At 67.5% G+C, this 24335-nt stretch carries 23 protein-coding genes; 11 read left to right on the top strand and 12 right to left on the bottom strand.

Annotated features, from left to right (window positions below; genetic code table 11):
• Positions 1 to 69: 69 nt before the first annotated feature.
• The 5 genes from GRX31_RS06510 to GRX31_RS06490 are packed head-to-tail and all read right to left on the bottom strand — an operon-like array spanning position 70 to position 9135.
• Positions 70 to 4389 carry a translocation/assembly module TamB domain-containing protein gene (locus GRX31_RS06510; protein WP_160851941.1) on the bottom strand — a complete coding sequence of 1440 codons (4320 nt, stop codon included), beginning with the start codon at positions 4387 to 4389 and terminating at the stop codon, positions 70 to 72.
• A gap of 2 nt (positions 4390 to 4391) precedes the next feature.
• Entirely contained in the window at positions 4392 to 6314 is a 1923-nt protein-coding gene (locus GRX31_RS06505) for an autotransporter assembly complex protein TamA (RefSeq protein ID WP_410172287.1), read from the bottom strand.
• A gap of 4 nt (positions 6315 to 6318) precedes the next feature.
• On the bottom strand, positions 6319 to 7506 hold the full coding sequence (locus tag GRX31_RS06500) for a vWA domain-containing protein (protein WP_016453729.1): 1188 nt from the start codon (positions 7504 to 7506) through the stop codon (positions 6319 to 6321).
• A 31-nt stretch (positions 7507 to 7537) separates the two neighbouring features.
• Positions 7538 to 8272, bottom strand: a complete 735-nt coding sequence (locus GRX31_RS06495) for a GNAT family N-acetyltransferase (protein WP_034367829.1) — start codon at positions 8270 to 8272, stop codon at positions 7538 to 7540.
• An 8-nt stretch (positions 8273 to 8280) separates the two neighbouring features.
• Positions 8281 to 9135 carry an AAA family ATPase gene (locus GRX31_RS06490; protein WP_160851940.1) on the bottom strand — a complete coding sequence of 285 codons (855 nt, stop codon included), beginning with the start codon at positions 9133 to 9135 and terminating at the stop codon, positions 8281 to 8283.
• 116 nt (positions 9136 to 9251) lie between these two features.
• On the opposite strand from GRX31_RS06490, the gene GRX31_RS06485 reads away from it, so the two are divergent.
• A complete protein-coding gene (locus tag GRX31_RS06485) occupies positions 9252 to 9926 on the top strand; it encodes a c-type cytochrome (protein ID WP_016450129.1) in 675 nt (224 codons plus the stop codon).
• A 75-nt stretch (positions 9927 to 10001) separates the two neighbouring features.
• Here the strand turns inward: GRX31_RS06485 and GRX31_RS06480 are convergent, their stop codons facing one another.
• Both GRX31_RS06480 and GRX31_RS06475 read right to left on the bottom strand, forming a co-directional pair.
• Complete coding sequence (locus GRX31_RS06480; protein WP_016453732.1) at positions 10002 to 10460, bottom strand: DUF1841 family protein; 459 nt, start codon at positions 10458 to 10460, stop codon at positions 10002 to 10004.
• 77 nt (positions 10461 to 10537) lie between these two features.
• Positions 10538 to 11137 (bottom strand): short chain dehydrogenase, encoded by a 600-nt coding sequence (locus GRX31_RS06475; protein WP_034347952.1) that lies wholly within the window; start codon positions 11135 to 11137, stop codon positions 10538 to 10540.
• 106 nt (positions 11138 to 11243) lie between these two features.
• On the opposite strand from GRX31_RS06475, the gene GRX31_RS06470 reads away from it, so the two are divergent.
• Complete coding sequence (locus GRX31_RS06470) at positions 11244 to 12134, top strand: LysR family transcriptional regulator (protein ID WP_160851938.1); 891 nt, start codon at positions 11244 to 11246, stop codon at positions 12132 to 12134.
• Between the two features lie 10 nt (positions 12135 to 12144).
• On the opposite strand, the gene kefC is transcribed toward GRX31_RS06470, so the two are convergent.
• Complete coding sequence (gene kefC, locus GRX31_RS06465; protein WP_160851936.1) at positions 12145 to 14028, bottom strand: glutathione-regulated potassium-efflux system protein KefC; 1884 nt, start codon at positions 14026 to 14028, stop codon at positions 12145 to 12147.
• A 297-nt stretch (positions 14029 to 14325) separates the two neighbouring features.
• Between kefC and GRX31_RS06460 the strand changes: the two genes are divergently transcribed.
• Both GRX31_RS06460 and GRX31_RS06455 read left to right on the top strand, forming a co-directional pair.
• On the top strand, positions 14326 to 14955 hold the full coding sequence (locus GRX31_RS06460; RefSeq protein ID WP_012203595.1) for a LysE family transporter: 630 nt from the start codon (positions 14326 to 14328) through the stop codon (positions 14953 to 14955).
• Between the two features lie 75 nt (positions 14956 to 15030).
• Entirely contained in the window at positions 15031 to 15495 is a 465-nt protein-coding gene (locus GRX31_RS06455; RefSeq protein ID WP_017406698.1) for a MaoC family dehydratase, read from the top strand.
• 154 nt (positions 15496 to 15649) lie between these two features.
• Here the strand turns inward: GRX31_RS06455 and GRX31_RS06450 are convergent, their stop codons facing one another.
• From GRX31_RS06450 to GRX31_RS06440, 3 genes are all read right to left on the bottom strand, one after another.
• Complete coding sequence (locus GRX31_RS06450) at positions 15650 to 15955, bottom strand: DUF4148 domain-containing protein (protein ID WP_016453737.1); 306 nt, start codon at positions 15953 to 15955, stop codon at positions 15650 to 15652.
• A gap of 183 nt (positions 15956 to 16138) precedes the next feature.
• A complete protein-coding gene (trmL, locus tag GRX31_RS06445; protein ID WP_160851934.1) occupies positions 16139 to 16636 on the bottom strand; it encodes a tRNA (uridine(34)/cytosine(34)/5-carboxymethylaminomethyluridine(34)-2'-O)-methyltransferase TrmL in 498 nt (165 codons plus the stop codon).
• Between the two features lie 52 nt (positions 16637 to 16688).
• The gene (locus GRX31_RS06440; protein WP_074923040.1) at positions 16689 to 17432 is read right to left on the bottom strand and encodes a ComF family protein; all 744 of its coding nucleotides are present in this window, start codon (positions 17430 to 17432) and stop codon (positions 16689 to 16691) included.
• Between the two features lie 89 nt (positions 17433 to 17521).
• On the opposite strand from GRX31_RS06440, the gene GRX31_RS06435 reads away from it, so the two are divergent.
• The 7 genes from GRX31_RS06435 to GRX31_RS06410 all read left to right on the top strand — a co-directional run bounded on the left by GRX31_RS06435 (position 17522) and on the right by GRX31_RS06410 (position 24005).
• On the top strand, positions 17522 to 18424 hold the full coding sequence (locus GRX31_RS06435; RefSeq protein WP_074923041.1) for a class I SAM-dependent methyltransferase: 903 nt from the start codon (positions 17522 to 17524) through the stop codon (positions 18422 to 18424).
• Between the two features lie 670 nt (positions 18425 to 19094).
• The gene (coxB, locus tag GRX31_RS06430) at positions 19095 to 20276 is read left to right on the top strand and encodes a cytochrome c oxidase subunit II (RefSeq protein ID WP_016450139.1); all 1182 of its coding nucleotides are present in this window, start codon (positions 19095 to 19097) and stop codon (positions 20274 to 20276) included.
• A gap of 35 nt (positions 20277 to 20311) precedes the next feature.
• Complete coding sequence (gene ctaD / locus GRX31_RS06425) at positions 20312 to 21982, top strand: cytochrome c oxidase subunit I (protein ID WP_160851933.1); 1671 nt, start codon at positions 20312 to 20314, stop codon at positions 21980 to 21982.
• A 105-nt stretch (positions 21983 to 22087) separates the two neighbouring features.
• Complete coding sequence (locus GRX31_RS30740; RefSeq protein WP_016450141.1) at positions 22088 to 22195, top strand: cytochrome oxidase small assembly protein; 108 nt, start codon at positions 22088 to 22090, stop codon at positions 22193 to 22195.
• A 28-nt stretch (positions 22196 to 22223) separates the two neighbouring features.
• Positions 22224 to 22844 (top strand): cytochrome c oxidase assembly protein, encoded by a 621-nt coding sequence (locus tag GRX31_RS06420; RefSeq protein ID WP_016453742.1) that lies wholly within the window; start codon positions 22224 to 22226, stop codon positions 22842 to 22844.
• Entirely contained in the window at positions 22841 to 23053 is a 213-nt protein-coding gene (locus GRX31_RS06415; protein ID WP_016450143.1) for a DUF2970 domain-containing protein, read from the top strand. The genes GRX31_RS06420 and GRX31_RS06415 overlap by 4 nt, the downstream gene beginning before the upstream one ends.
• A 70-nt stretch (positions 23054 to 23123) precedes the next feature.
• Entirely contained in the window at positions 23124 to 24005 is an 882-nt protein-coding gene (locus tag GRX31_RS06410) for a cytochrome c oxidase subunit 3 (RefSeq protein WP_016450144.1), read from the top strand.
• Positions 24006 to 24075: 70 nt separating this feature from the next.
• Here GRX31_RS06410 and GRX31_RS06405 read toward each other — a convergent pair whose 3' ends face one another.
• Positions 24076 to 24318 (bottom strand): twin transmembrane helix small protein, encoded by a 243-nt coding sequence (locus GRX31_RS06405; RefSeq protein WP_016450145.1) that lies wholly within the window; start codon positions 24316 to 24318, stop codon positions 24076 to 24078.
• Positions 24319 to 24335: the final 17 nt, after the last annotated feature.

Below are 24335 nucleotides of genomic sequence, written 5' to 3'. Positions count from 1 at the left end.
GGCGATTGTAAACCCATGGCGGGTCCGCCCCGCGCAGCGCCGGCAGGGCGGCTGCGCAGGGGTGGGGCGTCAGTCCTTGCGCACGGTGTAGATCAGGTCCAGCGCGCTGGTTTCCCCGGTCTGGCCGCGCAGGGTGAGGCGGCGCGAGAGGTCGTAGAAGATGTACAGCGTGCCCATGGCGCCCGAGAGGCTTTGCTCGTAGGTGACATAGAGGTCGCTGGACAGGCGCTTGCCCAGGGTGAGGGCGGCGCCGGTGGAGCCTTCGCCGCCCGGTCCCTTGAAGCCGATTTCGTCCAGGCCTAGGTTGCTGGCGATCTTGCCGCTGTTGTTGCGCCCGCCGCTGAGCAGGGACAGCGCGGCCTGCTGGAGCAGGGCGCTTTCGGCGCCGCCCGTGGCGGGGTCGCGGCCCATGACCACCCAGGAGAGCTTTTCGGCATCGGGCATTTCGGGGTCGGAGTACAGGCGCACGCGCGGGGCGTTGGCCGTGCCCTGCACCTGCACGCCTGCGCGCACGGCGATGTTCGGGCGCAGCGCCAGGATGTCCAGCGAGGGGTTGGCGTAGGGGCCGTTGAAGCGGATGAGGCCGGTCTCCACGTCCAGCGACTGGCCCCAGGCGCGGTAGCGGCCCTGCACGGTGCGGATCTCGCCGGTAATGCGCGGCGGGCCGCCCGCCACGGTGGGGCCTTGCACTTCCAGCGCGCCTTCCAGGCGTGTGGTGATGCCGTAGCCCTGCAGCGCGAAGTCGCGGCCCAGGTCAAGCTTGACGAGGATGTCGGGCAGCTTGATGGTTTCCGCGCGGGCCTGGGCCTTGCGGTCGGCCTGCTGCTGCTTGCGCGCCGCTTCCTGCTCGGCCTTGCGCGAGGCGGCCGAGTGCACGACCACGTCGGAGTCCAGCGAGGGCGCGGATTCCTCGGGCAGGATGATGGTGGCGCGGTCGGTGGTGAGGTCGCCGCGCAGCGTGAACTGGCCTTGCTCCAGCCTGGCCTGCAGGCCGCCCGAGACGCTGACCTGGCGGTCCGCGCGCACCAGCACCTGCAGCCTGGTGGCCTGGGCGCGCAGGTCCATGCTCAGGCCGGAGTTGCTGCCATCGGCGTTGGGCGGGTCCCAGCGCACGAAGCCCGAGCCCGTGAGTTCGCCGCCTTCGCGCGGTGCCGTGGTGAGGTTGCCGCTGTAGCCCAGGATGCGCGCATTGCTGCCGCGCCCGCCCTGCATGCGCAGCTCGGTCAGGTCCAGGCGGTTGCCTTGCAGGCGCGCGCGCAGCACGCCGTTTTGCAGGTCGATGCCGTCCAGCGCGGACAGGATGCTCAGGCCGTCGGCCGAGAGATTGCCCTGCCACTGCGGGTTCTGGCGGTCGCCGCTGATCTCGGCCTTGGCCTGCAGCGAGCCGGTGACGCGCCAGCCGGGCGGGGCGAACAGCGCCCAGATGCCGATGTCGGGCATGCGGGCGTCGATCTGGCCGGACAGAGGGGCCTTCTCGGGCCAGGTCCAGGTGCCGTCCTGCTGGGCCAGGCGCGTGCCCAGCTGCGCGGTCAGGGTGCCGGCGCGTTCGCTGTCCCAGTCGAGCTTGGCCTGCACGTCGTCGCCCTGGGCGCGCACGCTCAGGCGGGCCTGCTTGATGTGGGCGCGCATGCCGGCGCCGCGCACGGTACGGGTGCGCACTTCGCCGGGCTTGCTGGAGCGCGGCCCCGTGGTGTGGATGACGGTGGTGCCCGAGCCGTCTTCCACGGCCAGGCGCAGGTCGCCGGCTGCACGCTCGACCAGCAGTTCGGCCTTGAGCGCGGGGCCTGTCGTGTCGATGTCCCAGCGGGCGTTGAAGCTCAGGTCGCCGCTCAGGCCCATGGCGGCCAGCGGGGGCTCCTCGGCCATGGACAGGGCATCGACCCAGGCCAGCGGCAATGCCTGGGCGCGGCCGGTGCTGCGCAGGGCCCAGCGGCCGTCGCTGCCCTGGCTGGCGCGGGTGTCATCCCAGGCCAGCAGCACGGGCTGGGGCGCTTGGGCATTGGTGCGGCGCTGGGGCAGGGTGGGCGGCGTGACCTGCAGGCTGCCGGCCGATGCCGTGAAGGCGGTGGACAGCACGGTGCGGCCCGTGGTGCGCTGGGCGATCCGTACGGGCTGGTTGCCTGCCAGTTGCAGCTGCCATGGGCCGGGCAGGTCCTGGCCCGGACTCAGCCGGGCCTGCAGCTTGTCGATGCTGGCCTGCCAGTCCAGGGGCGCGGCACCGCGCGCCGTGGCAAGGCCTGCCTGCAGGGCCGTGTCGATCTGCGCGGTCTGCGTGCCGCGCTTCGCCTGGCCGGCCAGGGTGAGGCTGGCCTGCTCGGGCGAGCCCTTGAGGGCCAGGCGCAGCTCGGGCAGCTCCAGCGCCTGCTCGGGCGGCGTGTTGGCGGGCAGGTAGCGCAGCTTGGCGGCCTGCAGGTCGGCCTGCAGCTGCAGGCCGCTGGCGGGCAGGGGGTCGCCCACGGCGGCCTTCATGCGCTTTTGCAGTGCGCCCCATCCGCCGCGCCAGCTGGCGTCCAGCTGGGCCTGGCCTTCGATCAGGGCGCCGGCCAGCGGGTCCTTCATGCCGGGCAGCTTGCGCAGCCACTGTGTGAGGGCGGTGAGTGACGACAGCTTGAGCTGGCTGCTGCCCTGGCCTGCGGCAGGGCTGATGTGGCCGTCCAGCGAGAGTTCGGCGCCGGGCAGCTGGGCCTTCAGCACGGTCTGCAGCTTTTGCTGTTCGGTGTCGAACTGCAGGCTGCGGCTGCGCACCGAGGCCTGCAGCGCATCAAGCTGCAGGTTCTCCAGCGACAGCACGGGCTGGGCCCAGCGGCCTTTGGTGGCGAGTTTTTCTATGCGCAGGGGCTGGCGCTTGGCGCCTGCGGGCGCTGCTGCGGCCTGGATGTCCACGCTGAAGTCCACCTGCTGCTCTGCCGTGGTGCTGGCGCGCAGCTCGCCCTGCAGCGGTGCGGCTTCCAGGAGGCTGTAGAGCGCGGCGGGGTCCAGGCGCTGGACCTTGGCCTGGCCTTCGAAGACCTTGGTGGCGGGCTCGAAGCGGCCCTGGGCGTCGATGCTGCCCGAGCCGATGGCGATCTGCGCCTGCTCCAGCAGCCACTGCTGGCCGTCATAGCGCACTGCGGCCTCGATCTGGTCCAGCGGCAGGCGCTGGCGGTCCCAGGGGCCGGGCATGGCGTTGTTCAGGCGTGTCGTCAGCTGCCAGGCGGTGGTGGCGATGGCCGAGCCTGGTGCCTGGTCCGGTGCCTGTTCCGTGGCGGGTGCCTGGGCTGTATCAGCTGCCTTGCCATCCGGCCCGGCCTGCAATTCGCCGCTGATGCGGGTGCGCGGTCCCTGGGGCCAGAAGGCGGCGATGTCGATCTGGCTGAGTTGGGCGCGCGCGGTCTGCAGCGGCTGGGGCTGCCAGGGCCGGATGCTGGCCTCGATGTCCGCGTGCATGGGTTCGGACACGGGGGCGGCTTCCTTGCGCTCCCTGGCCTTGCCGTTCTTGCCATCGGCCTTGGCGGATTTCTGTACGGCGGGAGGGTCAGGCGTTTCCTCGGGCACCGTCCCGGGCTTGGCATCAACCTGGAGCTTGATGCCCAGTTGCGCAGCGGCGGTGGCCAGGGTGCCGTCGATCCGGGCCTTTGCCTGCACGGCCAGCGGTGCAGGTTTGGGGGCCTTGGCTGCGGAGGCCTCGTCGTCCGAAGCCAGGGCAGGCGCCTGCAGGTCGCCCTGCAGCTCGGCCTGGATGGCCATGGGCGCGCGGGCCTGCAGGCGCAGCCTGGCCTGGTAGCTGCCATCGGCCCATTGCAGGTCGCGCACGTCCAGCTGGTGCTCGCTGCCGTCGTAGACGTAGTGGCCTTGCAGGCCCAGTACCTCGGCCTGGGGCGGGCCTTGCCAGACGATGCGTTCCACATGGAAGGGCACGTCGATCTTCACGGGCAGCACGAGCTGCTGCAGCGGTTCGACGGGTTTCTTGTCCTCGGGGTCGGGCGTGCTGGCAATGTTCAGCTCGGCGATGCGGACTTCGCCCAGGCGCACGGTGCGCGACAGCAGGGGACGCAATTGCCAGCCGATGGTGGCGTCGCGCAGCTCCACCTTCATGGTGGGGCTTTGCCATTGCAGCCAGCCGATGCGCCCGCCCTGGCGCACGGTGCCGGTGACTTCCTTGGCCTGCAGGCTCTGGCCTGCGGGCAGCCAGCCGGCCACGCGCTGCAGGGTGTAGGCCAGCGAATCGGCACGGCCGCTCCACCACCAGGCGGAACCCAGCAGGGCGGCCAGCAGCAGGACCAGGACCAGGAAGAACCAGAGCAGGTAGCGCAGCCAGCGGCGGCGGGGCGCAGGCGACGGAGGGGACGCCTGGGGGTTTTGGTCTGGCGCGGCGGAGGAGGCAGGGGTATTCAAGCGGGAATCCACCATGGTCAGAAGTTGAAGCCCAGGCGCAGGTGCAGGCGCAGCTGCTTTTCCTGGGCGCCCCAGGCGATGTCGGCCTGCACGGGGCCCACGGGGCTGCGCCAGCGCAGGCCGGTGCCCACGCCCACGCGCATGTACATGGAGTCGGGCGCATCGCCCACGGTGCCGGCGTCCAGGAAGACGGCGTGCTCCCAGTCCTGTGTGTTGCCCTTGATGACGATGGGCCGCTGCCACTCGATGCTGCCCACGGCCATGTAGCGCCCGCCGATGACCTTGCCGCTGTCGGTGCGCGCACCGATGCTCTGGTAGCCGTAGCCGCGCACGGTGTTGTCGCCGCCGGTGATGAACAGCTGGGTGACGGGCAGGTCGGCATCCTTGCGGGCCAGCAGGGCACCGCCGGAGGCGCGCAGCGCCAGGCGGCTGCGGCGCTTGGTCTCGGGATCGACCTCGCCGATGGGAATCAGGCTGAGCCAGCGGCCCGAGACACGGCCGAACGGTGTGCGCTGGGGCGTGAGCGTGGTGCCCGCGCCGACTTCCCAGGCAAAGCCGAAGCCCGAGGAGGGCGCCAGCGTGCTGTCGAAGTAGCGGCCCGTCCAGCCGTAGTTGGCCGTGACCGACGAGCTGGACGGGGGCGCGCCCTCGCCCTGGGTCTTGGCGTAGTCGTACTGCAGGTAGTAGTTGCGGTCGATGTGGTCTTCGGACTTGGTGCGGCCGGCGCGCAGCTGCAGGCTGTTGACATCGAAGTCGCCCGAGGGCGCGCGCTCGGCCTTGGCCGTGGTGAACCAGCGCCACAGGGTTTCGTCGGGCAGGGCGGTCCACTGCGTGGAGATCAGCGGGTTCTTGCGGTCGAAGCGCATGCGCGTGACGGCACGCCAGCCCAGCCAGGGCAGGCGGTTGTGGATGTGGTCCACGCTCAGGCGCGGGCCGGTGTCGGTGCTCATGCCCACGCCGAAGACCCATTTTTGCATCTGGGCCTCGCGCACCTGGGCGATGACGGGCGTGGTGACCTGGGCGCCCTTGCGCTTGATGGCTTCCTCGTCCTCGGCGGCGCTGTCTCCCTGCTGGGGCACGTTGGCCAGCGTGAGGAAGACGGAGTCGTAGTAGCCGCTGCTGGCCAGGCGCAGCTGGGCATCGACCAGGGCGGTCTGGTCGTATTCCTCGCCCTCGGGCAGGCGTGCGATGCGGGCCGTCCCCACGGGGTCGTAGCGCTGGGCGCCTTCGATGCGCAGCGGGCCGAAGGTGTAGGCCGGGCCGGGCGCATAGGCCACGCTGACGTCGGCCTCGTGCGTGTCGGCGTCGATGTCGGCCAGGCTGGAGTCGATGCGCGCCAGCGGGTAGCGGCGCGACTGCAGCGTGCGCAGGCCCTGGCTCTTGGCCTGGCTCCAGCTGGCCTGGCTGAAGCGCTGGCCGGGCTGCAGCGGCCATTGGCTTTCGATGGTGGCGCGCTGCGAGGCGCCTTCGGGATCGTCGGCATTGACGCCCGCAAAACGCACCTGGCTGCGCGCAATGGTGGCGGGCTCGCCAGGGTCCACCTTGACGGTGACCTGCAGCGGGGCCTCGTCGGATTCGGGCGTTTCCTTGATCTCCACCGTGACCGTGGGGCTGAAGTAGCCCAGCGTGCCGATCAGGTCGCGCACGTTGGCGTCGGTGGCGCCCAGCAGCCGCGTCAACTCGCGCCGCTGCAGGTCGCTCTGGTAGCGGTAGCGGCGCAGTTCGAGGTGCTTTTCCAGCAGCTCGCGCACTTCCTTGGGCGCATCGACGACAAGGGAGAAGGCCGGGTCGCCGGTCGCTGCAATCAGCGACGGGTCCGTGTCCTTGTCATCATTCTTGGACGGCAGGAGGCTGCAGCCGCCGAGCATCAGGGCTGCACTCAACAGAAACAAAAACGCCGGCCCTCGGGCCGGCGCTGTCGCGGGGGGGAGCTTGGGCATCGGCCTATTTTGACAGCAGGCGCATGGCGTCTTCCAGACCTTTGAGTGTCAAAGGGTACATGCGGTTGCCCGTGAGCTGCTGGATGATGCTGATGCTCTGGCGGTACTGCCAGACGCCGGGCGGCTCGGGGTTGATCCAGGCAAAGCGCGGGAAGGCATGCGTCAGGCGCTGCAGCCATTCGGCGCCGGGCTCCTCGTTCATGTACTCCACGCTGCCGCCGGGCTGCAGGATCTCGTAGGGGCTCATGGTGGCGTCGCCCACGAAGATCAGCTTGTAGTCCTTGTTGTACTTGCGGATGATGTCCCAGGTCGGAAACTTCTCGGCGAAGCGGCGGCGGTTGTTCTTCCACATGAAGTCGTAGACGCAGTTGTGGAAGTAGTAGAACTCCAGGTGCTTGAACTCGCTCTTGACGGCGGAGAACAGCTCCTCCACGCGCTGCACGTGCTCGTCCATGGTGCCGCCCACGTCCATGAGCAGCAGCACCTTCACGTTGTTGTGGCGCTCCGGGATCATCTTGATGTCCAGGTAGCCCGCGTTGGCGGCCGTGCTGCGGATGGTGTCGGGCAGGTCCAGCTCCAGGTCGCTGCCTTCGCGTGCGAACTTGCGCAGCCGGCGCAGCGCCACCTTGATGTTGCGCGTGCCCAGCTCCTGCGTGTCGTCGTAGTCGCGGTAGGCGCGCTGCTCCCAGACCTTGACGGCGCTCTTGTTGCGGCCCGGCCCTCCGATGCGCACGCCGGCCGGGTTGTAGCCGCCGTGGCCGAAGGGGCTGGTGCCGCCCGTGCCTATCCACTTGTTGCCGCCTTCGTGGCGCTCCTTTTGCTCCTCCAGGCGCTTCTTGAGCGTGTCCATCAGCTCGTCCCAGCCCATGGCTTCGATGGCGGCCTTCTGCTCGGGCGAGAGCTCGCGCTCCAGCAGCTTCTTCAGCCAGTCCTGGGGAATTTCGCGCGTGAGGTCGGCCACCATCTCCACGCCCTTGAAGTAGGCGGCGAAGGCGCGGTCGTACTTGTCGTAGTGCTTCTCGTCCTTGACCAGCACGGTGCGGCCCAGGTGGTAGAAGTCGTCCAGGCTCCAGGCGTCCTCGCTCCTGGGGCCGACCACGCCGGCCTGCAGCGCCTCCAGCAGGGTCAGGAACTCCTTGACCGAGACGGGCAGCTTGGCCGCGCGCATGGTGTAGAAGAAGTCGATCAGCATGGCATCTCCCGGGGGCCTTGCGTACGCGCCCTCATGTGCGCGCCACGGCGGTGCTGCCGTCCGAATGGCGCTGCAACTGGTCCAGCAACTGGGCGCGCGACTCGGGCCATTCGCCGCTGCGCAGGCTGTACATCACGGTGTCGCGGATGGTGCCGTCACGGCGCAGCGCGTGGCCGCGGATCACGCCGTCCTTCCTGGCACCCAGGCGCTCGATGGCGCGCTGGCTGGCGAAGTTGAAGCAGTCCGTGCGCCAGCCCACCACATGGCAGGCCAGCGTGTCGAAGGCATGGCCCATGAGCATGAGCTTGGCCGAGGTGTTGACATGGGTGCGCTGCACGCTGCGCGCGTACCAGGTGTAGCCGATCTCCACGCGGCGCACCTCGGGCAGGATGTCGTGGTAGCTGCTGGTGCCCAGCACGCGGCCGCTGTCGTCGTCGAGCACGGCAAACGCGAAGCGCTTGCCCTGGCTGCGCTGCTCCAGCGCGGCCTCGATATAGGCGCGCACGTCGTCGGGCTCGGGCGCGGAGGTCACGCGGATGCGCCACAGCTGGCCGTCCTGCACGGCCTCGCGCAGGCCCGCTTCATGGCTGAGCGCCAGGGGCTCGAGCCGCACGCCGTTGAAGCGCATGACCACGGGCTGCACGAAGCCCTGGTGCGCCACGGCGCCAGCCACGGGGATGGTGGTGACCTGGCCGGTGATGACCGGCACGCGCGGGTCTGCGCCGGCGTGGTCGGGGCCTTCGGTGTCGGGCTTGGAATCCGGCATGGCTGGCCTCAGCGGTTGCGCTGGTTCATGAAGACCAGCTTCTCGAACAGGCTCACATCCTGCTCGTTCTTGAGCAGGGCGCCCACCAGCGGCGGCACGGCGACCTTGCCCTCGGCGGTCTGCAGCGATTCCACGGGAATGTCCTCGGCCACCAGCAGCTTGAGCCAGTCGATCAACTCGCTGGTGGAGGGCTTCTTCTTGAGGCCGGGCAGGTTGCGCACGTCGTAGAACACCTTCATCGCGGCGGCCAGCAGCTCGCCCTGCAGCTTGGGGAAGTGCACGGCCACGATCTGGCGCATGGTGTCGGCGTCGGGGAAGTTGATGTAGTGGAAGAAGCAGCGGCGCAGGAAGGCGTCGGGCAGCTCCTTTTCGTTGTTGGAGGTGATGAACACCAGCGGCCGGTGCTTGGCGCGGATCATCTCGCGCGTCTCGTAGCAGTAGAACTCCATGCGGTCGATCTCGCGCAGCAGGTCGTTCGGGAATTCGATGTCGGCCTTGTCGATCTCGTCGATCAGCAGGGCCACGGGCCGGTCTGCCGTGAAGGCCTGCCACAGCACGCCCTTGACGATGTAGTTGTGGATGTCCTTGACGCGCTCGCCGCCGTCGATGTCGGACAGTTGCGAGTCGCGCAGGCGGCTGACGGCGTCGTATTCATACAGGCCCTGCTGGGCCTTGGTGGTGGACTTGATGTGCCACTGCAGCAGCGGCATGTCCAGCGCGGCGGCCACTTCCTCGGCCAGCATGGTCTTGCCCGTGCCGGGCTCTCCCTTGACCAGCAGCGGGCGCTGCAAGGTGGCTGCGGCATTCACCGCGAGCATCAAATCCTGGGTGGCGACGTAGTTCTCGGAACCTTGAAATTTCATGGGCGGTATCAGCGTAAGTATTGATGGGGACGCTTGACGGTGACTGCCATAATCGTTCGCGCTACCCGCTCAGCAGTAGGCATCCGTCAGAACTCTTGAAGGATTGTGCGCGCAAAATGATAAAAACTTTGACCACGGTATTGGCGCTGGCTGTCGCATCTGTGACCTCTGTGGCACAGGCCCAGCAAAGCAAAGGTGACGCAAAGGCAGGGGAGGGGAAGATCGCCATGTGCATTGGCTGCCATGGCATCCAGGGCTACCAGGCCAGCTTCCCCGAGGTGTACAAGGTCCCCAAGATTTCCGGCCAGGGCGCACCCTACATCGTGGCCGCGCTGCAGGCCTACCAGAAGGGCGAACGCAAGCATCCCACCATGCGCGGCATTGCCGATCCGCTGACCGAGCAGGACATGGCCGACGTGGCGGCCTACTACGCCGAGCATGGCGTGGCCAAGGCCGCCGACGCCAAGGTCCGCGAGCCCAGCACCCAGGTCGCCGCGCTGCTGCAAAAGGGCGCCTGCGTATCCTGCCACGGCCAGGGCTTTTCCAAACCCATCGATCCCAGCTACCCCAAGGTGGCCGGCCAGTACGCGGACTATCTGTACTCCGCCCTCAAGTCCTACAAGACCGAAGGCAACCCCCATATCGGCCGCAGCAACGGCGTGATGGCCGGCATTGCCAAGCAGTTCACCAACAGCGAACTCAAGGCGCTGGCCAACTACATCGGCAGCCTCGATGGCGAGCTGCAGACCCTGCCGCAGCCCCATTTCCGCCTGGGCCACAAATCGCAGTGAATCGCGCGCAGCCCCATACCCCATAGCAAAAGCCCGCAATCGCGGGCTTTGTCTTGAGGGTGATGCACAGAGGCGCTATGCGCCGCCCGTGGCCTTGGCGCCGTCACTCGTGGCGCGGCGCTGGACTGCGGCGATATAGGCTTCGCCATCGGGCGGGCGGCCCGAACGCTGGCTTTCCCAGAGCATCTGCCCCAGGCATTCCATGGTGGCGTGGTGGGCGTCGTGCAGCGAGTCCAGGCGGCGGCTGAGCAGCTCCACGGCCTGGCGTATGCCGCGCGGCTGGTCGATGCTGCACTGCTCGCTGATGGACAGATGCATGGACAGATGCAAAAACGGATTGGTCACGCCGGGCGTGGCGTCGTAGTCGCGTAGCAGGGCGGCGTCCACGTCGGCAAGGTCATCGAAATACTCGGGATGCTCGGCAATCCAGAGGCTGGCCAGCGTCTCTATGGCCTCCATCGGCGCGCCGCTCAGCATCTTGGTGCGCACGCCGCAGAAAAAGCGCCGCACATCGGCTTGGGTGGGGTTGAACATGGTGGCGCGCAGCGTAGCACGCGGCCCTTTTGGGCGGGCACGCAAGGACTTTGCCGAGGGCCCGCCGCAAGAAGAGGTCAGAGCACCTCGAAGACCCTGCCGGTCTGGGCGCCTTCCACGCTGCGCTGGTAGGCCAGGGCCACGCGGGCGGCGGGCACGGTCTCGAAGCCGGGGAAGACCGAGCCATAGGCATCGGCCGATTCGGTCAGCAGGGTGGGGCTCACGGCGTTGATGCGCAGGCCGCGCTGCAGTTCGACCGCGGCGCCGGTGACGAAGCCGTGGAGGGCGGCATTCACTGTCGATGCATTGGCGCCGTGGCGGATGGGCTCGGTGGCGGCGACGCCGCTGGTCAGCGTGATGGAGCCGCCGTCGCGCAGCCAGCGCTGGCCCAGCAGGGCGAGCCGCACCTGGCCCAGCAGCTTGTCCTGCAGGCCGGAGTTGAACTGCTCGGCCGTCATCTCGGACAGCGGGCCGAAGTGCAGCTTTCCGGCCGTGCTGACGATGGCGTCCACCTGACCGGCGGCTTCGAACATTTTCTGCAGCGTCTCGGGCTGGGTGAAGTCGGCGCGCAGATCGCCGCTGTTGCGGCCCACGGTGACGATGTCATGGCGCGGGGCCAGCAGGGCGTGTACGGCGCGGCCGATGGTGCCGGAGGCACCGATGAGAAGGATCTTCATGCGGTTTTCTTTCTGAGGGGGTGAACAGGCCTCCAGTGTTTTGCAAATCATGGATGGCATAAAGTAGCCGGATCTTTTTGTACTCCTAAGCATTGGTTGGCAATCCATGGACAAGCTGCGCAATATGGAGGTCTTCATGGCCGTGGTCGAGGACGGCAGCTTTGCCCAGGCCGCGCGGCGCCTGGACATCTCGGCCGTGATGGTGGGCAAGCATGTGCAGCAACTGGAAGCCCATCTGGGCGCGCGCCTGCTTCAGCGCACCACGCGGCGCCACAGCCTGACCGAGGTGGGGCGCAGCTTCTACGAGGATAGCCGCCAGGTCTTCGAGCAGTTGCGCTGGGCCGAGTCGGCCGTGGAGCGCAGCCGCAGCGCGCCCCAGGGCCTGCTGCGCATCAGCGCGCCGACCACGCTGGGCAACCATGTGATCGCACCGCTGGTGGCCGACTACCAGCTGGCCCATCCGCTGGTGCGCGTGGACCTGCAGTTGAGCGACAGCATGGTCGACCTGGTGGGCGAGAACATCGACGTGGCCGTGCGCATCGGCCCCGTGGGCGGCGAAGGCCTGGTGGCGCGGCCGCTGCTGCCCTATCGCATGGTGATCGCGGCGGCGCCTTCGTACCTGCGGCGGCGCGGTCATCCGCGTGGCGTGGGCGATCTGGCGCGCCATGACTGCCTGAGCTACGCGGTCTGGCAGCGCCGCTCGGAATGGATTCTGCGCGGCGACGGCTCGGCGCCGGTGCAGTGGCCCGACGATGCCCGCCTGCGCTGCAACAGCGGCGACGGGCTGCGCCATGCGGCGCTGCGCGGCCTGGGCCTGATCCTGCAGCCCGAGGTGCTGCTGGCCGCCGACATGGCCGCGGGCCGGCTGGTGCCCGTGCTGCAGGACTGCGTGCCACTGCCGCGCCCGGTGCACCTGGTCTATCTGCCGGACCGCCGCCAACTGCCCAAGCTGGCGCAGTTCGTGGACCACATGGTGCAGGCGCTGGGCGCGTCCTGAGGCCCGGTTTTCAGGGGGTGGGCGGGGGCGGGGTTTCCTGCGGCGCCTGGTCCTTCTCCTGCTGCGCCTGGGCCTCCTGCCGCTCCTTGGCCATCTGCTCGACCAGCTGCTGGCGGCCCTGCTTGGCCACGGCGATGAGCTGGGCCTGGTCCTTGTGGTGGGGGTACATGCGCTCGATCAGCTGCAGGTTGTGCTCCCGAAAGCGCGCGGTGGTGCGCCGGGCCTCGGCAGGGCTGTGGCCAGCGAGCTCCAGCACGGTGCGTGCCGAGACCAGGCTGGACTCGAAGACTTCGCGCTCGACATGGTGCACGCCCAGGTCGCGCAACTGGTACCAGTGGGCCATGTCGCGCGCGCGGGCCACGATCTCCAGGTGCGGAAAGCGCTTGCGCACGCGGGCGGCGATCTTCAGCGATTGCTCGGAAGAGTCCACGGCAATGACCAGCACCCGCGCCTTGTCCGCGCCGGCAATGCGCAGCAGGTCCATGCGGGTGGCATCGCCGAAGAACACGCGGTAGCCGAAGGTGTGTGCCACTTCCAGCATCTCCACGCTGTGGTCGAGGATGGTGGCCGGCACGCCCTGGGTCAGCAGCACGCGCGCCACGATCTGGCCGTAGCGGCCAAAGCCCGCAATGATGATCTGCGCGTCCTGCGGCTCCGAGATTTCATGGGCCCTGGCAGCCTGGCCCGCGCCGTCGACCTGGCAATCCTTCATGTCGGCAAAGCGCTTGAGCAGCAGCTTGTCCATCAGCACCAGCACCAGCGGGCCGATCAGCATGGACAGGGCCACGGCGGCCACCAGCATGGACGAGATGCTGTGGTGGAACACCTTGTACTGCGCCGCCGTCTGGAACACCACGAAGGCGAACTCGCCGCCCTGGGCCAGCAGCAGGGTGAACACCGGGCGCTCGCGCCAGGGCAGCTTCAGCACGCGGGCCAGGGTGTAGAGCACGGCGCCCTTGAGCGCCAGAAAGCCCAGCACCATGGCCGCCATGGCCCAGGGCGCGCGCAGCAGCACGCCGAAATCGATGCTCATGCCCACGGCCATGAAGAACAGGCCCAGCAGCAGGCCCTTGAAGGGCTCGATGTTGGTCTCCAGCTCGCTGCGGTACTCGCTGTCTGCCAGCAGCACGCCGGCCAGGAAGGCTCCCAGCGCCATGGACAGGCCCACCTGCACCATCAGCATGGCAATGCCCACCACCAGCAGCAGCGAGGTGGCCGTGAAGATCTCGGGCGTGCGGCTGCGGGCGATCCAGCGCAGCAGGGGGCGCAGCAGCAGGCGGCCGCCCACCACCACGGCGGCGATGGTGCCCACGGTCTTGAGCACCTGCAGCCACAGGTGGCTGTCTGTGTGCGTGGCATTGGCGGCCTTGACCGCGCCCAGGATGGGGATCAGCGCCAGGATGGGAATGGCGGCCACGTCCTGGAACAGCAGGATGGAAAAGCTGGCCTGGCCGCTGGGCGTGCGCATGAGGTTGCGCTCGGCCATGACCTGCAGGCAGATGGCCGTGGACGACAGGGCCAGGCCCATGCCCGCGATCAGGCTCACGCGCCAGGAAAAGCCGAAGGCCCAGGCCGCCAGGAACAGCACGCCCGTGCAGGCCAGCATCTGCGCCAGCCCCCATCCCAGGATGGGCCGGCGCAGCTCCCACAGGCGGCTGGGCTGCAGCTCCAGCCCGATCACGAAGAGCATCAGCACCACGCCGAACTCGGCAAAGTGAAGAATGTCATCCACATTGCTGACAAGCGACAGTCCCCAGGGGCCCATGGCAATGCCGGCACCCAGGTAGCCAATGATGGCGCCCAGGCCCAGGGCACGCGCAATGGGCACGGCCAGCACGGCGGCGGTGAGATAGAGAAAGCCGTAGGTCAGCCAGATGGGGGCGCTGTGTTCCATGGAAGCTCGGGATCTTGGAGTTGGTGTTTACCCTGGGGTGATTGATTGTGTCACTCTCACAGCTGGGTCAGCTTTTTGACAGGGTTGAAAATGCCCCCCACGCTCCCTTTGCTGCGCTAGGTCCGCTGCCCCTGGCCGGGCGCCCCCCGAGGGGGCCGTTTTCATCTTGGGGCGGCCCGGCGATGAAAAATGCCACCGAATGCTTCACCGCCCCATCCGGCTTTGCCGCGGCAGTGCGCCAGATCGGCTGCACGGTTTTAAGATGCCGGCCTGCTCCGTATTTTTAAGGTGTTTGGCATGGATTGGCACACTTGGATCGCCTACTTTGTGGCCTGCTGGATCATTGCGGTCTCCCCGGGCTCGGGCGCCGTGCTGTCCATGAGCCATGGCCTGTCGTATGGCGTGCGCAAGAGCAGCGCCACCATCTTCGGGCTGCAGCTGGGGCTGCTGACCATCTTGCTGATCGCCGGCGCGGGCGTGGGCTCGCTGCTGCTGGCCTCCGAATGGGCGTTCAACGCCGTGAAGATCGTCGGCGCCTGCTACCTGATCTACCTGGGCATCAGCCAATGGCGCTCGGGTGCCGCACCCCTGGCCACCCAGGAATCCATGCCCGAGCTCAGCGTGCGCCGCCGCGTGCTCACGGGCTTCCTGACCAACGCCACCAACCCCAAGGGCATCATCTTCATGGTGGCCGTGCTGCCCCAGTTCATGACCACCAGCCGCCCGCTGTGGCTGCAGTTGCTGATCCTGGCCGCCACCATGCTGGCCGTGGACACCATGGTCATGCACGGCTATGCGGCCAGCGCCAGCGCGCTGCGCGGCTTCATGCGCAGCGCGCGTGCCGTGCGCAGCCAGAACCGGGTCTTCGGCGCGCTGCTGATGGCCGTGGGCACGGGGCTGTTCTTCGTGCAGCGCGCCTCGCGCTGAGGCCGGCCCTGGGCTAACCCTAGCTGTCGCGCGCCCGACATGGAGCGCGCGGCACCGGCCCCTACCATTTGGGGCATGAAAACCTTCCATTCCTATTCCGAAGTGCGTGCCTGCGTGGGGCAGGAAGTCGCCGTCAGCGACTGGATCACCATCACCCAGCAGCAGGTGCAGCTGTTCGCCGATGCCACGGGCGACCAGCAGTGGATCCATGTGGACCCCGAGCGTGCGTCCAAGGGCCCCTTCGGCGCGCCGATCGCGCATGGCTTTCTGACGCTGTCGCTGATTCCCCAGTTTTTCCAGAGCTGCTTTCACATCGAAGGCGCGCAAATGGGCGTGAACTACGGCCTCAACCGCGTGCGCTTCACCTCGCCCGTGCCCGTGGGCAGCCGCCTGCGCGCGCGCCTGACGCTGCAGGCCGCCGAGCCCATCGAGCCCGGCGGCCTGCAGATGACCTGGCTGGTGACCGTGGAGCGCGAAGGCGCCGACAAGCCCGCCTGCGTGGCCGAGTCCGTGGCCCGCAACTACGGTGCCAAGGCCTGAATGAAAACTGACCCCCACGCTACCCTTGCTGCGCAAGGCCCGCTGCCCCCCCAAGGGGGCGCTTTTCATGTTGGGGCTGCCCGGCGATGAAAAAAGCCCGCAGGCGGCACCTGCGGGCTGGCTGCGTGGTGGCAGCGGTTGCGGGGTCTGGGGCTCAGGCGCCGAAGTTCAGCTGGCCCGAACGCTCGGCAGCGGCGGCCTCGCGGCGCACTTCCTCGCGGCTCACGCCAGCAGTGGCGGTGTTCTGGATGGGCAGGTAGCCTTCGGCGACGGAGGGCATGGTGCCATTGGCCTGGGCGGCCTTCAGGTCGGCCATGACCTGGGCACGTGTCAGCGTGCTTTGGGTCTTCACTTCGGGCGGGTAGCTGCTGTTGTCGGCGTAGTCGAAGCCGGCGGCCTGGGCGGCGAAGGCGGAAACGGTGAGGGCGGCCAGGACGGCAAAACGGCGGGTGTTCTTCATGATTCAAGTCCTTTGTTTTGTTTCTGGGACAGGGCGTTCCTTGCGGAAATCGCTTGGTAACGTAGAGCCCATGACTCAAATGTAGGACGGTGTGGAATCGGGATAAACCCTTGGATTGGCAATGCGCTTTTTCAGCGGTTGAAACAATCGGCGGGGAACTTTCCGCCGACCCGGGCCGGTCGCTCAGGCCGCGCCGGGCGCGCCCTCGGCCAGTGCGGCGCCGGCAAACTGCTGCTGGCGCCAGGCTTCAAACACCGTCACGGCCACGGCGTTGGACAGGTTCAGGCTGCGCTGCTGCGGCAGCATGGGCAGGCGCAGGCGCTGCTGCGGCGGGAACTGCTCGCGCAGCTCGGCGGGCAGGCCCTTGCTTTCGGAGCCGAACACCAGCCAGTCGCCGGGCTGGAAGCCGATGGCGTGGGCGGGGCTGCTGCTGTGCGTGGTCATGGCGAACATGCGCTGGCGGTCCGGCCGGCAGTCCTGCAGGAAGGCCTGCCAGTCGGCATGGCGGCGCACGGGCGCGTACTCGTGGTAGTCGAGGCCGGCGCGGCGCATCAGGCGGTCTTCCATGGAAAAGCCCAGCGGCTCGATCAGGTGCAGGCTGCAGCCGGTGTTGGCGGCCAGACGGATCACATTGCCGGTATTGGGCGGGATCTCCGGCGCGACGAGAACGATATGGAACATGGCCCGTATTGTCTCGCGGCGGCAGATGCCCCCGGGCCCCGGTCCCCTGCGGTCAGGGCGTGCGCGCCAGCACCAGGGCGCTGACCTCGGCCGCGCCTGCGCGGCGCAGGCAGGTGGCCAGCGCATGCAGGCTGGCGCCCGTGGTCATCACATCGTCGATCAACAGGATCTTGCGGCCGCACACGTGGGCCAGCTGCGCAGGTGGCACGGCAAAGACCGTGCGCAGCTGGCGCAGGCGCAGGGCGCGCGGCAGGTCATGCTGGGCCTGTGCCGTGTGGGCGCGCTGCACGGCCTGGTGCCGCAGCTTGCCCCGGGTGGATGCGCTGCAGAGCGCGCGGGCCAGCACCAGGGTCTGGTGAAAGCCGCGCTCTCGCAGGCGCTGCGGCGACAGCGGCATGGGCAGCAGCAGGTCGCATTGCTGCAGTTGCTCGCGCGCCTGAGGCAACTCCAGCAGCAGATCGGCCAGGCTGCGTGCCAGGCCGGTATCTCCCCGGAACTTGAAGTCGCCGATCACCGTGTGCCACGGGTAGGCATAGTCCAGCGCGGCCAGGCAGTGCGTCAGCGGCGGCGGCTTGATCAGGCAGGCGCCGCAGGTGCGGGGACCATCGGCGCCGGTGCGGGCCGGCAGCGGCATGGCGCAGCGCCCGCATCGCGCCATGGGTCCGGCCCAGCGTGCGCGGCAGTCCTGGCACAGGCGCCGCGCAGGCCAGCGGTGGCAGACGGCGCATTGGCTGGGCAGCAGGCCGGGCAGGCCGGCATGCCAGCGCGAAAGCCATGACGCAGGCAGGTTGGGCATGGAGTCAATATACTCGCGCCGCGTCCGCCACCCCTTTGCTCCGGGGCCGGGCGCCTGTCTTTTGAGGAGCACGGATTCCCCGCCCAGCCATGTCCCACGAATTGCCTCCCACCATCGATCCGGCCGCCGCATTGCGCTGGCAGCAGGGCGCGCCTGCGGCCTCGCCGTGGCTGCATGAGGAGGTGGCGCGCCGCATGCAGGAGCGGCTGGACTGGATCGTCAAGCCGCCCCAGCGCTGGTGCCACTGGCAGCCCGTGCGCGGCGGCCTGCAGGCCCATGCGCTGCTGCGCCAGCGCTATGCGCAGTCCGAATGCCTGGTCTATGAAGCCTCGCCGCTGCATGAGGCCGCCGCCCGCGAGCAGCTGGGCGCGCGCTGGTGGCAGCCCGCGCGCTGGACCGGGGGCGCCACGCGCTTCGGCGAGCCCGAGCCCGCCGGCGTGGACATGCTGTGGGCCAACATGGCCCTGCACCAGCAGGCCGACCCGCAGGCGCTGATCACGCGCTGGCACCAGGCGCTGTCCGTGGACGGCTATGTGATGTTCTCCTGCCTGGGGCCCGATACGCTGCGCGAGCTGCATGCCCTCTACGCCCAGCTCGGCTGGCCGCCCGCCGGCCAGGCCTTCACCGACATGCATGACTGGGGCGACATGCTGGTGCACGCAGGCTTCAGCGAGCCGGTGATGGACATGGAGCACATCACGCTGACCTTTGCCACGCCCGAGCGGCTGCTGCAGGAGCTGCGCGAGCTGGGCCGCAACTTCCATCCGCAACGCTTTGCCGCGCTGCGCGGCCGCCGCTGGCAGCAGCGCCTGCACGACGCCTTGCGCGAACGGCTGGCCGGCCCCGACGGACAGCTGGCGCTGACCTTCGAGATCGTCTACGGCCATGCCTACAAGCCGCAGCCGCGCGTGCGCCTGGAGTCCAGCAGCGCCGTGTCGCTGGAGGACATGCGCAGCATGCTGCGCCAGCCACGCAACACGGGTTTGCGATAGCCTGAATGTCGCTTTCCGGTCATTGATCGAAAACAAAAACGTCTACACTTTTCCCGAGCTGACAGAGACAACAGCTTTTCCCTGGGCTCGCTCTCCCGGGCCGGGAAAAGACCAGCGGTCCGCAGGCCGAAAGGGGAGACGATTTGGTGTTTCGCTTTGCCACGGGAACGAGAACGGGCCGGCGCATTCAAGAGTGGCCCGCCCGCAAGTTTGATCATCACCGGCTGCAGCAGTGCCTGCTCCTCTGGGAGCGGGCACTGGCCTTTCTGTCACTGTGTTCCCTGCTGCCCGCACTGCTGGGCCGCATGCGCTGCCTCTTTCCATCCGCTCCCGGCCCGCACGGCACACACGGCACACATGCCCTTAAGGGCCGGCGCGCGCGCATCCTCCCATCCACTTTGCTGCTGTCCCCCGAGTTCATGCGCCTGCAGGCGCAGGCGGGGATGGCGGCCCGCCCCCATCCTGGTCCCACGTCCGAGCTGCCGTTGATGCCGGCTGGCACGCTATTGGTGATTGCGCGCAGGCACATCTGCGGCGCTTTCATGCATGCTCGGAAAGTTGAGGCCGGGAGTTGCCCTTTGGGCAGGCGTTGAACGGTCTGGCTGCGCGGCCCCCACGCCGGCGCAGCGGAGCGAGTGGATAACCCGAGGCTTAGATGTAAGTGAAAACTATGAAAAGCATTTCCACCAGGCTGGTTCTCTGGGGCTTGATGAGTGTGGCAGGGGCAGGCTCCCTTGCACATGCGGCGACAGATCTGCCAGGCGGCCCGGCCGTCAATCAGCTCAACCTTCATCCGGCGGTCACGCGCATCGCGCACGAGCAGCATTACCTGCACTGGATGATGCTGATCATCTGCACGGTGATCTTCATCGGCGTGTTCGCCGTGATGTTCTATTCGATCTGGAAGCACCGCAAATCGCGCGGCGCCAAGGCCGCGAACTTCCACGAATCGGCCACGGTCGAGGTGGTCTGGACCGTCGTGCCCTTCATCATCGTCGTGCTCATGGCGCTGCCTGCCACCAAGGTGCTGGTGGCGCAGAAGGACACCACCAACGCCGATGTCACGATCAAGGCCACGGGCTACCAGTGGAAATGGGGCTACGACTACATCAACGGCGAAGGCGAGGGCCTGAGCTTCATCTCCACGCTGGACAGCAGCCACCGCGTGCTGTCCGACAGCGGCGATGTGTCCAAGGCACCCAACGACTACCTGCTCAAGGTGGACAACCCGCTGGTCGTGCCCGTGGACCGCAAGGTGCGCATCATCACCACGGCCAACGACGTGATCCACTCCTTCATGGTGCCGTCCTTCGGCATCAAGCAGGATGCGATTCCGGGCTTCGTGCGCGACACCTGGTTCCGCGCCGAGAAGACCGGCGACTACTACGGCCAGTGCGCCGAGCTGTGCGGCAAGGAGCATGCCTACATGCCCATCCACGTGAAGGTGCTGTCCAATGACGGCTACAAGGCCTGGGTGGACGAGCAAAAGAAGATCGCCGCCGCCAAGAAGGACGACCCCAGCAAGGTCTGGTCCCTGCAAGACCTGATCGCACGCGGCGAGAAGGTCTATGCGGCCAACTGCGCGGCCTGCCACCAGGCCAACGGCAAGGGCGCCGGTCCCATCAAGGCGCTGGACGGCAGCCCCGTGGTCCTGGGTCCCACGGCCGAGATGATGCATGTGGTGCTGGAAGGCCGTGCCAACGGCGCCATGCCCGCCTGGAAGCAGCTGAGCGATACCGAGCTGGCCGCCGTGGTCACCTTTGCCAAGAACCACTGGTCCAACAAGACCGGCCAGCTGGTGCAGCCGGCCGAGTTCGTGGCCGCCCGCACAGGCAAGTTCCCTGCGCAGTGAGCACGCAAGACAGATGAGCGATTGGAGATAACAGCATGAGCGCCGTACTTCCCCCCATCCACAGCCCTGCGGGCGAGGGCCACGAACATGCGCATGAGCACGAGCATGGACACGGGCATGACGACCATCACCACCACGCCACGCCCACGGGCTGGCGGCGCTGGATGTTCGCCACCAACCACAAGGACATCGGCACGCTGTACCTGCTGTTCTCGTTCACCATGCTGATGGTGGGCGGGGTGCTGGCGCTGCTGATCCGCGCCGAGCTGTTCCAGCCCGGGCTGCAGATCGTCAACCCCGAGCTGTTCAACCAGCTGACCACCATGCACGGCCTGATCATGGTGTTCGGCGCCATCATGCCGGCCTTCGTGGGCTTTGCGAACTGGATGCTGCCGCTGCAGATCGGCGCCTCCGACATGGCCTTCGCGCGCATGAACAACTTCAGCTTCTGGCTGCTGATCCCGGCCGGCCTGATGCTGGTGGGCTCGTTCTTCATGCCCGGCGGCGCACCCGCCGCAGGCTGGACGCTGTATGCGCCGCTGACGCTGCAGATGGGGCCGTCCATGGACACCTCCATCCTGGCCATGCACATCATGGGCGCCAGCTCCATCATGGGCGCCATCAACATCATCGTCACCGTGCTCAACATGCGCGCGCCCGGCATGACGCTGATGAAGATGCCCATGTTCGCCTGGACCTGGCTGATCACGGCCTACCTGCTGATCGCCGTCATGCCCGTGCTGGCCGGCGCCATCACCATGACGCTGACGGACCGCCATTTCGGCACCAGCTTCTTCAACCCCGCAGGCGGCGGCGATCCGGTGATGTACCAGCACATCTTCTGGTTCTTCGGCCACCCCGAGGTCTACATCATGATCTTGCCGGCCTTCGGCATCATCAGCCAGATCGTGCCGGCCTTCAGCCGCAAGAAGCTGTTCGGCTATGCCTCCATGGTGTATGCGACCTCGTCCATCGCCATCCTGTCCTTCATCGTGTGGGCGCACCACATGTTCACCACCGGCATGCCCGTCACGGGCCAGCTGTTCTTCATGTACGCCACCATGCTGATCTCGGTGCCCACGGCCGTGAAGATCTTCAACTGGGTGGCCACCATGTGGCGCGGCTCCATGACCTTCGAGACGCCGATGCTGTTCTCGGTGGGCTTCATCTTCGTGTTCACCATGGGCGGCTTCACGGGCCTGATCCTGTCGATGGCGCCCATCGACATCCAGCTGCAGGACACCTACTACGTGGTGGCCCACTTCCACTACGTGCTGGTGGCCGGATCGCTGTTCTCCATGTTCGCGGCGTACTACTACTGGGCACCCAAGTGGACCGGCGTGATGTATTCGGAGACGCGCGGCCAGATCCACTTCTGGGGCTCGCTGATCTTCTTCAACGTCACCTTCTTCCCCATGCACTTCCTGGGCCTGGCCGGCATGCCGCGCCGCTATGCCGACTACCCCATGCAGTTCGCCGACTTCAACATGGTGGCCTCGCTGGGCGCGCTGGGCTTCGGCCTGATGCAGGTGTATTTCTTCCTCTTCGTCGTCGTGCCCGCCATGCGCGGCAAGGGCGAGAAGGCGCCGCAAAAGCCCTGGGAGGCTGCCGAAGGCCTGGAGTGGGAAGTGCCCTCGCCGGCGCCGTTCCATACCTTCGAGACGCCGCCCAAGCTGGATGCGACGGCGACCCGCGTCATAGGCTGAAATGAACCACCCCCTGGGTCGCTTCGCGCCTTCCCCCTTCCTCGGTGCCCCTGGGGTGGGGCGCGACAGTCTCAGAGATTGCCAGTAGTCATGGAGATCAGAAAAATGGATGCACAGCAACGAAAAGCCAACGTGCGGCTGGCGCTGATCCTGGTATCGGTGGCGCTGGTCTTTCTGGCCGGCTTCGTGATCAAGATCACCGTGCTCCATTGAGCGCTTGAAGGCAACAGGAGGGCAATCCGTGAGCGTGCGCAGTGAAAACGCGAAGATGGTGGGCAAGCTGGCCGTGGTGGCGCTGGGCATGTTTGCATTCGGCTACGTGCTGATCCCCATCTACAAGCACATCTGCGAGCTCACGGGCATCAACATCCTGTCGCTGTCCGAGCGGCAGGTGCCGGGCAACGGCACGGCCGGGCGCGATGTGAAGCTGCCGGCCAACTCGCAGGTGGACAAGAGCCGCACCATCACCGTGGAGTTCGACGCCAATGCGCGCGGGCCCTGGGACTTCAAGCCGGCGCAGCGCTCCATGCAGGTCCATCCGGGCGAGCTGGCCACGGTCATGTACGAATTCCAGAATGTGCAGAACCGCCGCATGGCGGCCCAGGCGATACCGAGCTATGCGCCACGCCAGGCGGCTGCGCATTTCAACAAGCTCGAGTGCTTCTGCTTTTCGCAGTACACGCTGGAGCCAGGGGAAAAGCGCGAGTGGCCGGTGGCCTTCGTGATCGATCCGCGCATCTCCAAGGACGTGACCACGATCACGCTGTCCTATACCTTCTTCGAGGTGGGCGGCAGGACGCCGGCCGCGCCCACGGGCGATGCGCCGGTGGCCGCAGGGCCGAAGCAGGAGCCGGCCTCATGAATGCGCCGCAACCCGGGGACAAGCGCCGCCCGCCCAGCGTGTGGCGCACGGTGCGCGCCGTGGCCTGGTCCCTGTTCGGCGTGCGCAGGGCTAGCGAGTACCAGCAGGACGGGGAGCGCATCACGCCGCTGCATGTGATTGCAGTGGGGCTGGCGGCCATCTTCCTGCTGGTGCTGGGATTGATCGCGCTGGTCAAGCTCGTGGTCTGAGCGGCGCGGCCATCGGGGACAGAGAGTGATCGACGGGAAACACAGAACCAAGAATGTCAGGAGCTGAGCAATGAGTGCAACCACCCACGGCAAAACGCCTTACTACTACGTGCCGGCAGAGTCCAGCCATCCCGTCATGGCGGCGGCGGGGCTGTTCTTCGTGATCCTGGGCGCGGGCAACTGGATCAACGGCCATGAATGGGGCATGTACAGCCTGGGCCTGGGCCTGGTCTGGTGGCTGGCCGTGCTCTTTTTCTGGTTCCGGGAGGCCGCGCATGAAAGCGAGTCGGGCAAGTACGGTCGCAAGATCGACCTGTCCTTCCGCTGGAGCATGAGCTGGTTCATCTTCTCCGAGGTGATGTTCTTCGGCGCCTTCTTCACCGCCCTGTGGTGGGCGCGCTCGCACTCGGTGCCCGCGCTGGGCAGCCTGGACAACGCCTTGCTGTGGCCCGACTTCAAGGCCGTCTGGCCCAGCATGGCAGCCGGCGCCACGGCCTCGCCGGCCAACAGTGTCGAGCCTTTCCAGACCGTGGGCCCGTTCTGGCTGCCCACCATCAACACGGCGCTGCTGCTGACTTCGGGCGTGACGCTGACCATTGCCCACCATGCGCTGCAGGCCGGCCACCGCGCCCGCACCATCGCCTTCATGTGGATGACGGTGATCCTGGGCTTCGTCTTCCTGTGCGTGCAGGGCTACGAGTACTACCACCTGTACACGGATCTGAACCTCAAGCTGTCCTCGGGCGTGTTCGGCTCGACCTTCTTCCTGCTCACGGGATTCCACGGCTTCCACGTCTTCGTGGGCATGCTGATGCTGTTCTTCATCACCATGCGCCTGCATGCCGGGCACTTCACGGCCGAGCGGCATTTCGGCTTCGAGGGCGCGGCATGGTACTGGCACTTCGTGGACGTGGTGTGGCTGTTCCTCTACGTGCTGGTCTACTGGATGTAATCTGTATCCGGCCCCATGCAAAAAGAAGCGCCAGGGCGCTTCTTTTTGTTTGTGGGGGCAGGGGGCTTGTCTATTGCCCGGCGGTCCAGCCGGTGGGATGGATGTAGCCCAGCTTGGCCGCCAGCAGCACGCACAGGAACAGCGCGATGGACAGGCCCACGCGCAGCGCCAGTGCACGGAACATCGCGCGGCTGCGGCGCCTGTCGTCGCCCGCTCCCTGCTGGTCTTCGGGATTGCGGCGCATCATGAAGAACAGGGCGCTGCCCAGACTGGCGACAATGGCCAGCAGGGCGAGAACGATCACGAATTTCATGGGTGGATTATCCGGTG

Origin of the sequence: Delftia sp. CH05 (genome assembly GCF_009827015.1) — a bacterium.
Classification (GTDB): domain Bacteria; phylum Pseudomonadota; class Gammaproteobacteria; order Burkholderiales; family Burkholderiaceae_C; genus Comamonas; species Comamonas tsuruhatensis.
The sequence above is the reverse complement of the archived record's forward strand: the minus strand, read 5'-3'. Positions and strand labels throughout refer to the sequence as shown.

Bases quoted from the DNA above. Each gene is read 5' to 3' on its own strand.
- GRX31_RS06455 (WP_017406698.1), top strand. From the start codon at position 15,031: ATGAAAACCTTCCATTCCTATTCCGAAGTGCGTGCCTGCGTGGGGCAG.
- GRX31_RS30740 (WP_016450141.1), top strand. From the start codon at position 22,088: ATGGATGCACAGCAACGAAAAGCCAACGTGCGGCTGGCGCTGATCCTG.
- GRX31_RS06470 (WP_160851938.1), top strand. From the start codon at position 11,244: ATGGACAAGCTGCGCAATATGGAGGTCTTCATGGCCGTGGTCGAGGAC.
- GRX31_RS06495 (WP_034367829.1), bottom strand. From the start codon at position 8,272: ATGCCGGATTCCAAGCCCGACACCGAAGGCCCCGACCACGCCGGCGCA.
- GRX31_RS06505 (WP_410172287.1), bottom strand. From the start codon at position 6,314: ATGCCCAAGCTCCCCCCCGCGACAGCGCCGGCCCGAGGGCCGGCGTTT.
- GRX31_RS06405 (WP_016450145.1), bottom strand. From the start codon at position 24,318: ATGAAATTCGTGATCGTTCTCGCCCTGCTGGCCATTGTCGCCAGTCTG.
- GRX31_RS06410 (WP_016450144.1), top strand. From the start codon at position 23,124: ATGAGTGCAACCACCCACGGCAAAACGCCTTACTACTACGTGCCGGCA.
- coxB (WP_016450139.1), top strand. From the start codon at position 19,095: ATGAAAAGCATTTCCACCAGGCTGGTTCTCTGGGGCTTGATGAGTGTG.
- GRX31_RS06485 (WP_016450129.1), top strand. From the start codon at position 9,252: ATGATAAAAACTTTGACCACGGTATTGGCGCTGGCTGTCGCATCTGTG.
- GRX31_RS06480 (WP_016453732.1), bottom strand. From the start codon at position 10,460: ATGTTCAACCCCACCCAAGCCGATGTGCGGCGCTTTTTCTGCGGCGTG.
- GRX31_RS06510 (WP_160851941.1), bottom strand. From the start codon at position 4,389: ATGGTGGATTCCCGCTTGAATACCCCTGCCTCCTCCGCCGCGCCAGAC.
- kefC (WP_160851936.1), bottom strand. From the start codon at position 14,028: ATGGAACACAGCGCCCCCATCTGGCTGACCTACGGCTTTCTCTATCTC.
- GRX31_RS06475 (WP_034347952.1), bottom strand. From the start codon at position 11,137: ATGAAGATCCTTCTCATCGGTGCCTCCGGCACCATCGGCCGCGCCGTA.
- GRX31_RS06440 (WP_074923040.1), bottom strand. From the start codon at position 17,432: ATGCCCAACCTGCCTGCGTCATGGCTTTCGCGCTGGCATGCCGGCCTG.
- GRX31_RS06435 (WP_074923041.1), top strand. From the start codon at position 17,522: ATGTCCCACGAATTGCCTCCCACCATCGATCCGGCCGCCGCATTGCGC.
- ctaD (WP_160851933.1), top strand. From the start codon at position 20,312: ATGAGCGCCGTACTTCCCCCCATCCACAGCCCTGCGGGCGAGGGCCAC.
- GRX31_RS06500 (WP_016453729.1), bottom strand. From the start codon at position 7,506: ATGCTGATCGACTTCTTCTACACCATGCGCGCGGCCAAGCTGCCCGTC.
- GRX31_RS06450 (WP_016453737.1), bottom strand. From the start codon at position 15,955: ATGAAGAACACCCGCCGTTTTGCCGTCCTGGCCGCCCTCACCGTTTCC.
- GRX31_RS06460 (WP_012203595.1), top strand. From the start codon at position 14,326: ATGGATTGGCACACTTGGATCGCCTACTTTGTGGCCTGCTGGATCATT.
- trmL (WP_160851934.1), bottom strand. From the start codon at position 16,636: ATGTTCCATATCGTTCTCGTCGCGCCGGAGATCCCGCCCAATACCGGC.
- GRX31_RS06490 (WP_160851940.1), bottom strand. From the start codon at position 9,135: ATGAAATTTCAAGGTTCCGAGAACTACGTCGCCACCCAGGATTTGATG.
- GRX31_RS06415 (WP_016450143.1), top strand. From the start codon at position 22,841: ATGAATGCGCCGCAACCCGGGGACAAGCGCCGCCCGCCCAGCGTGTGG.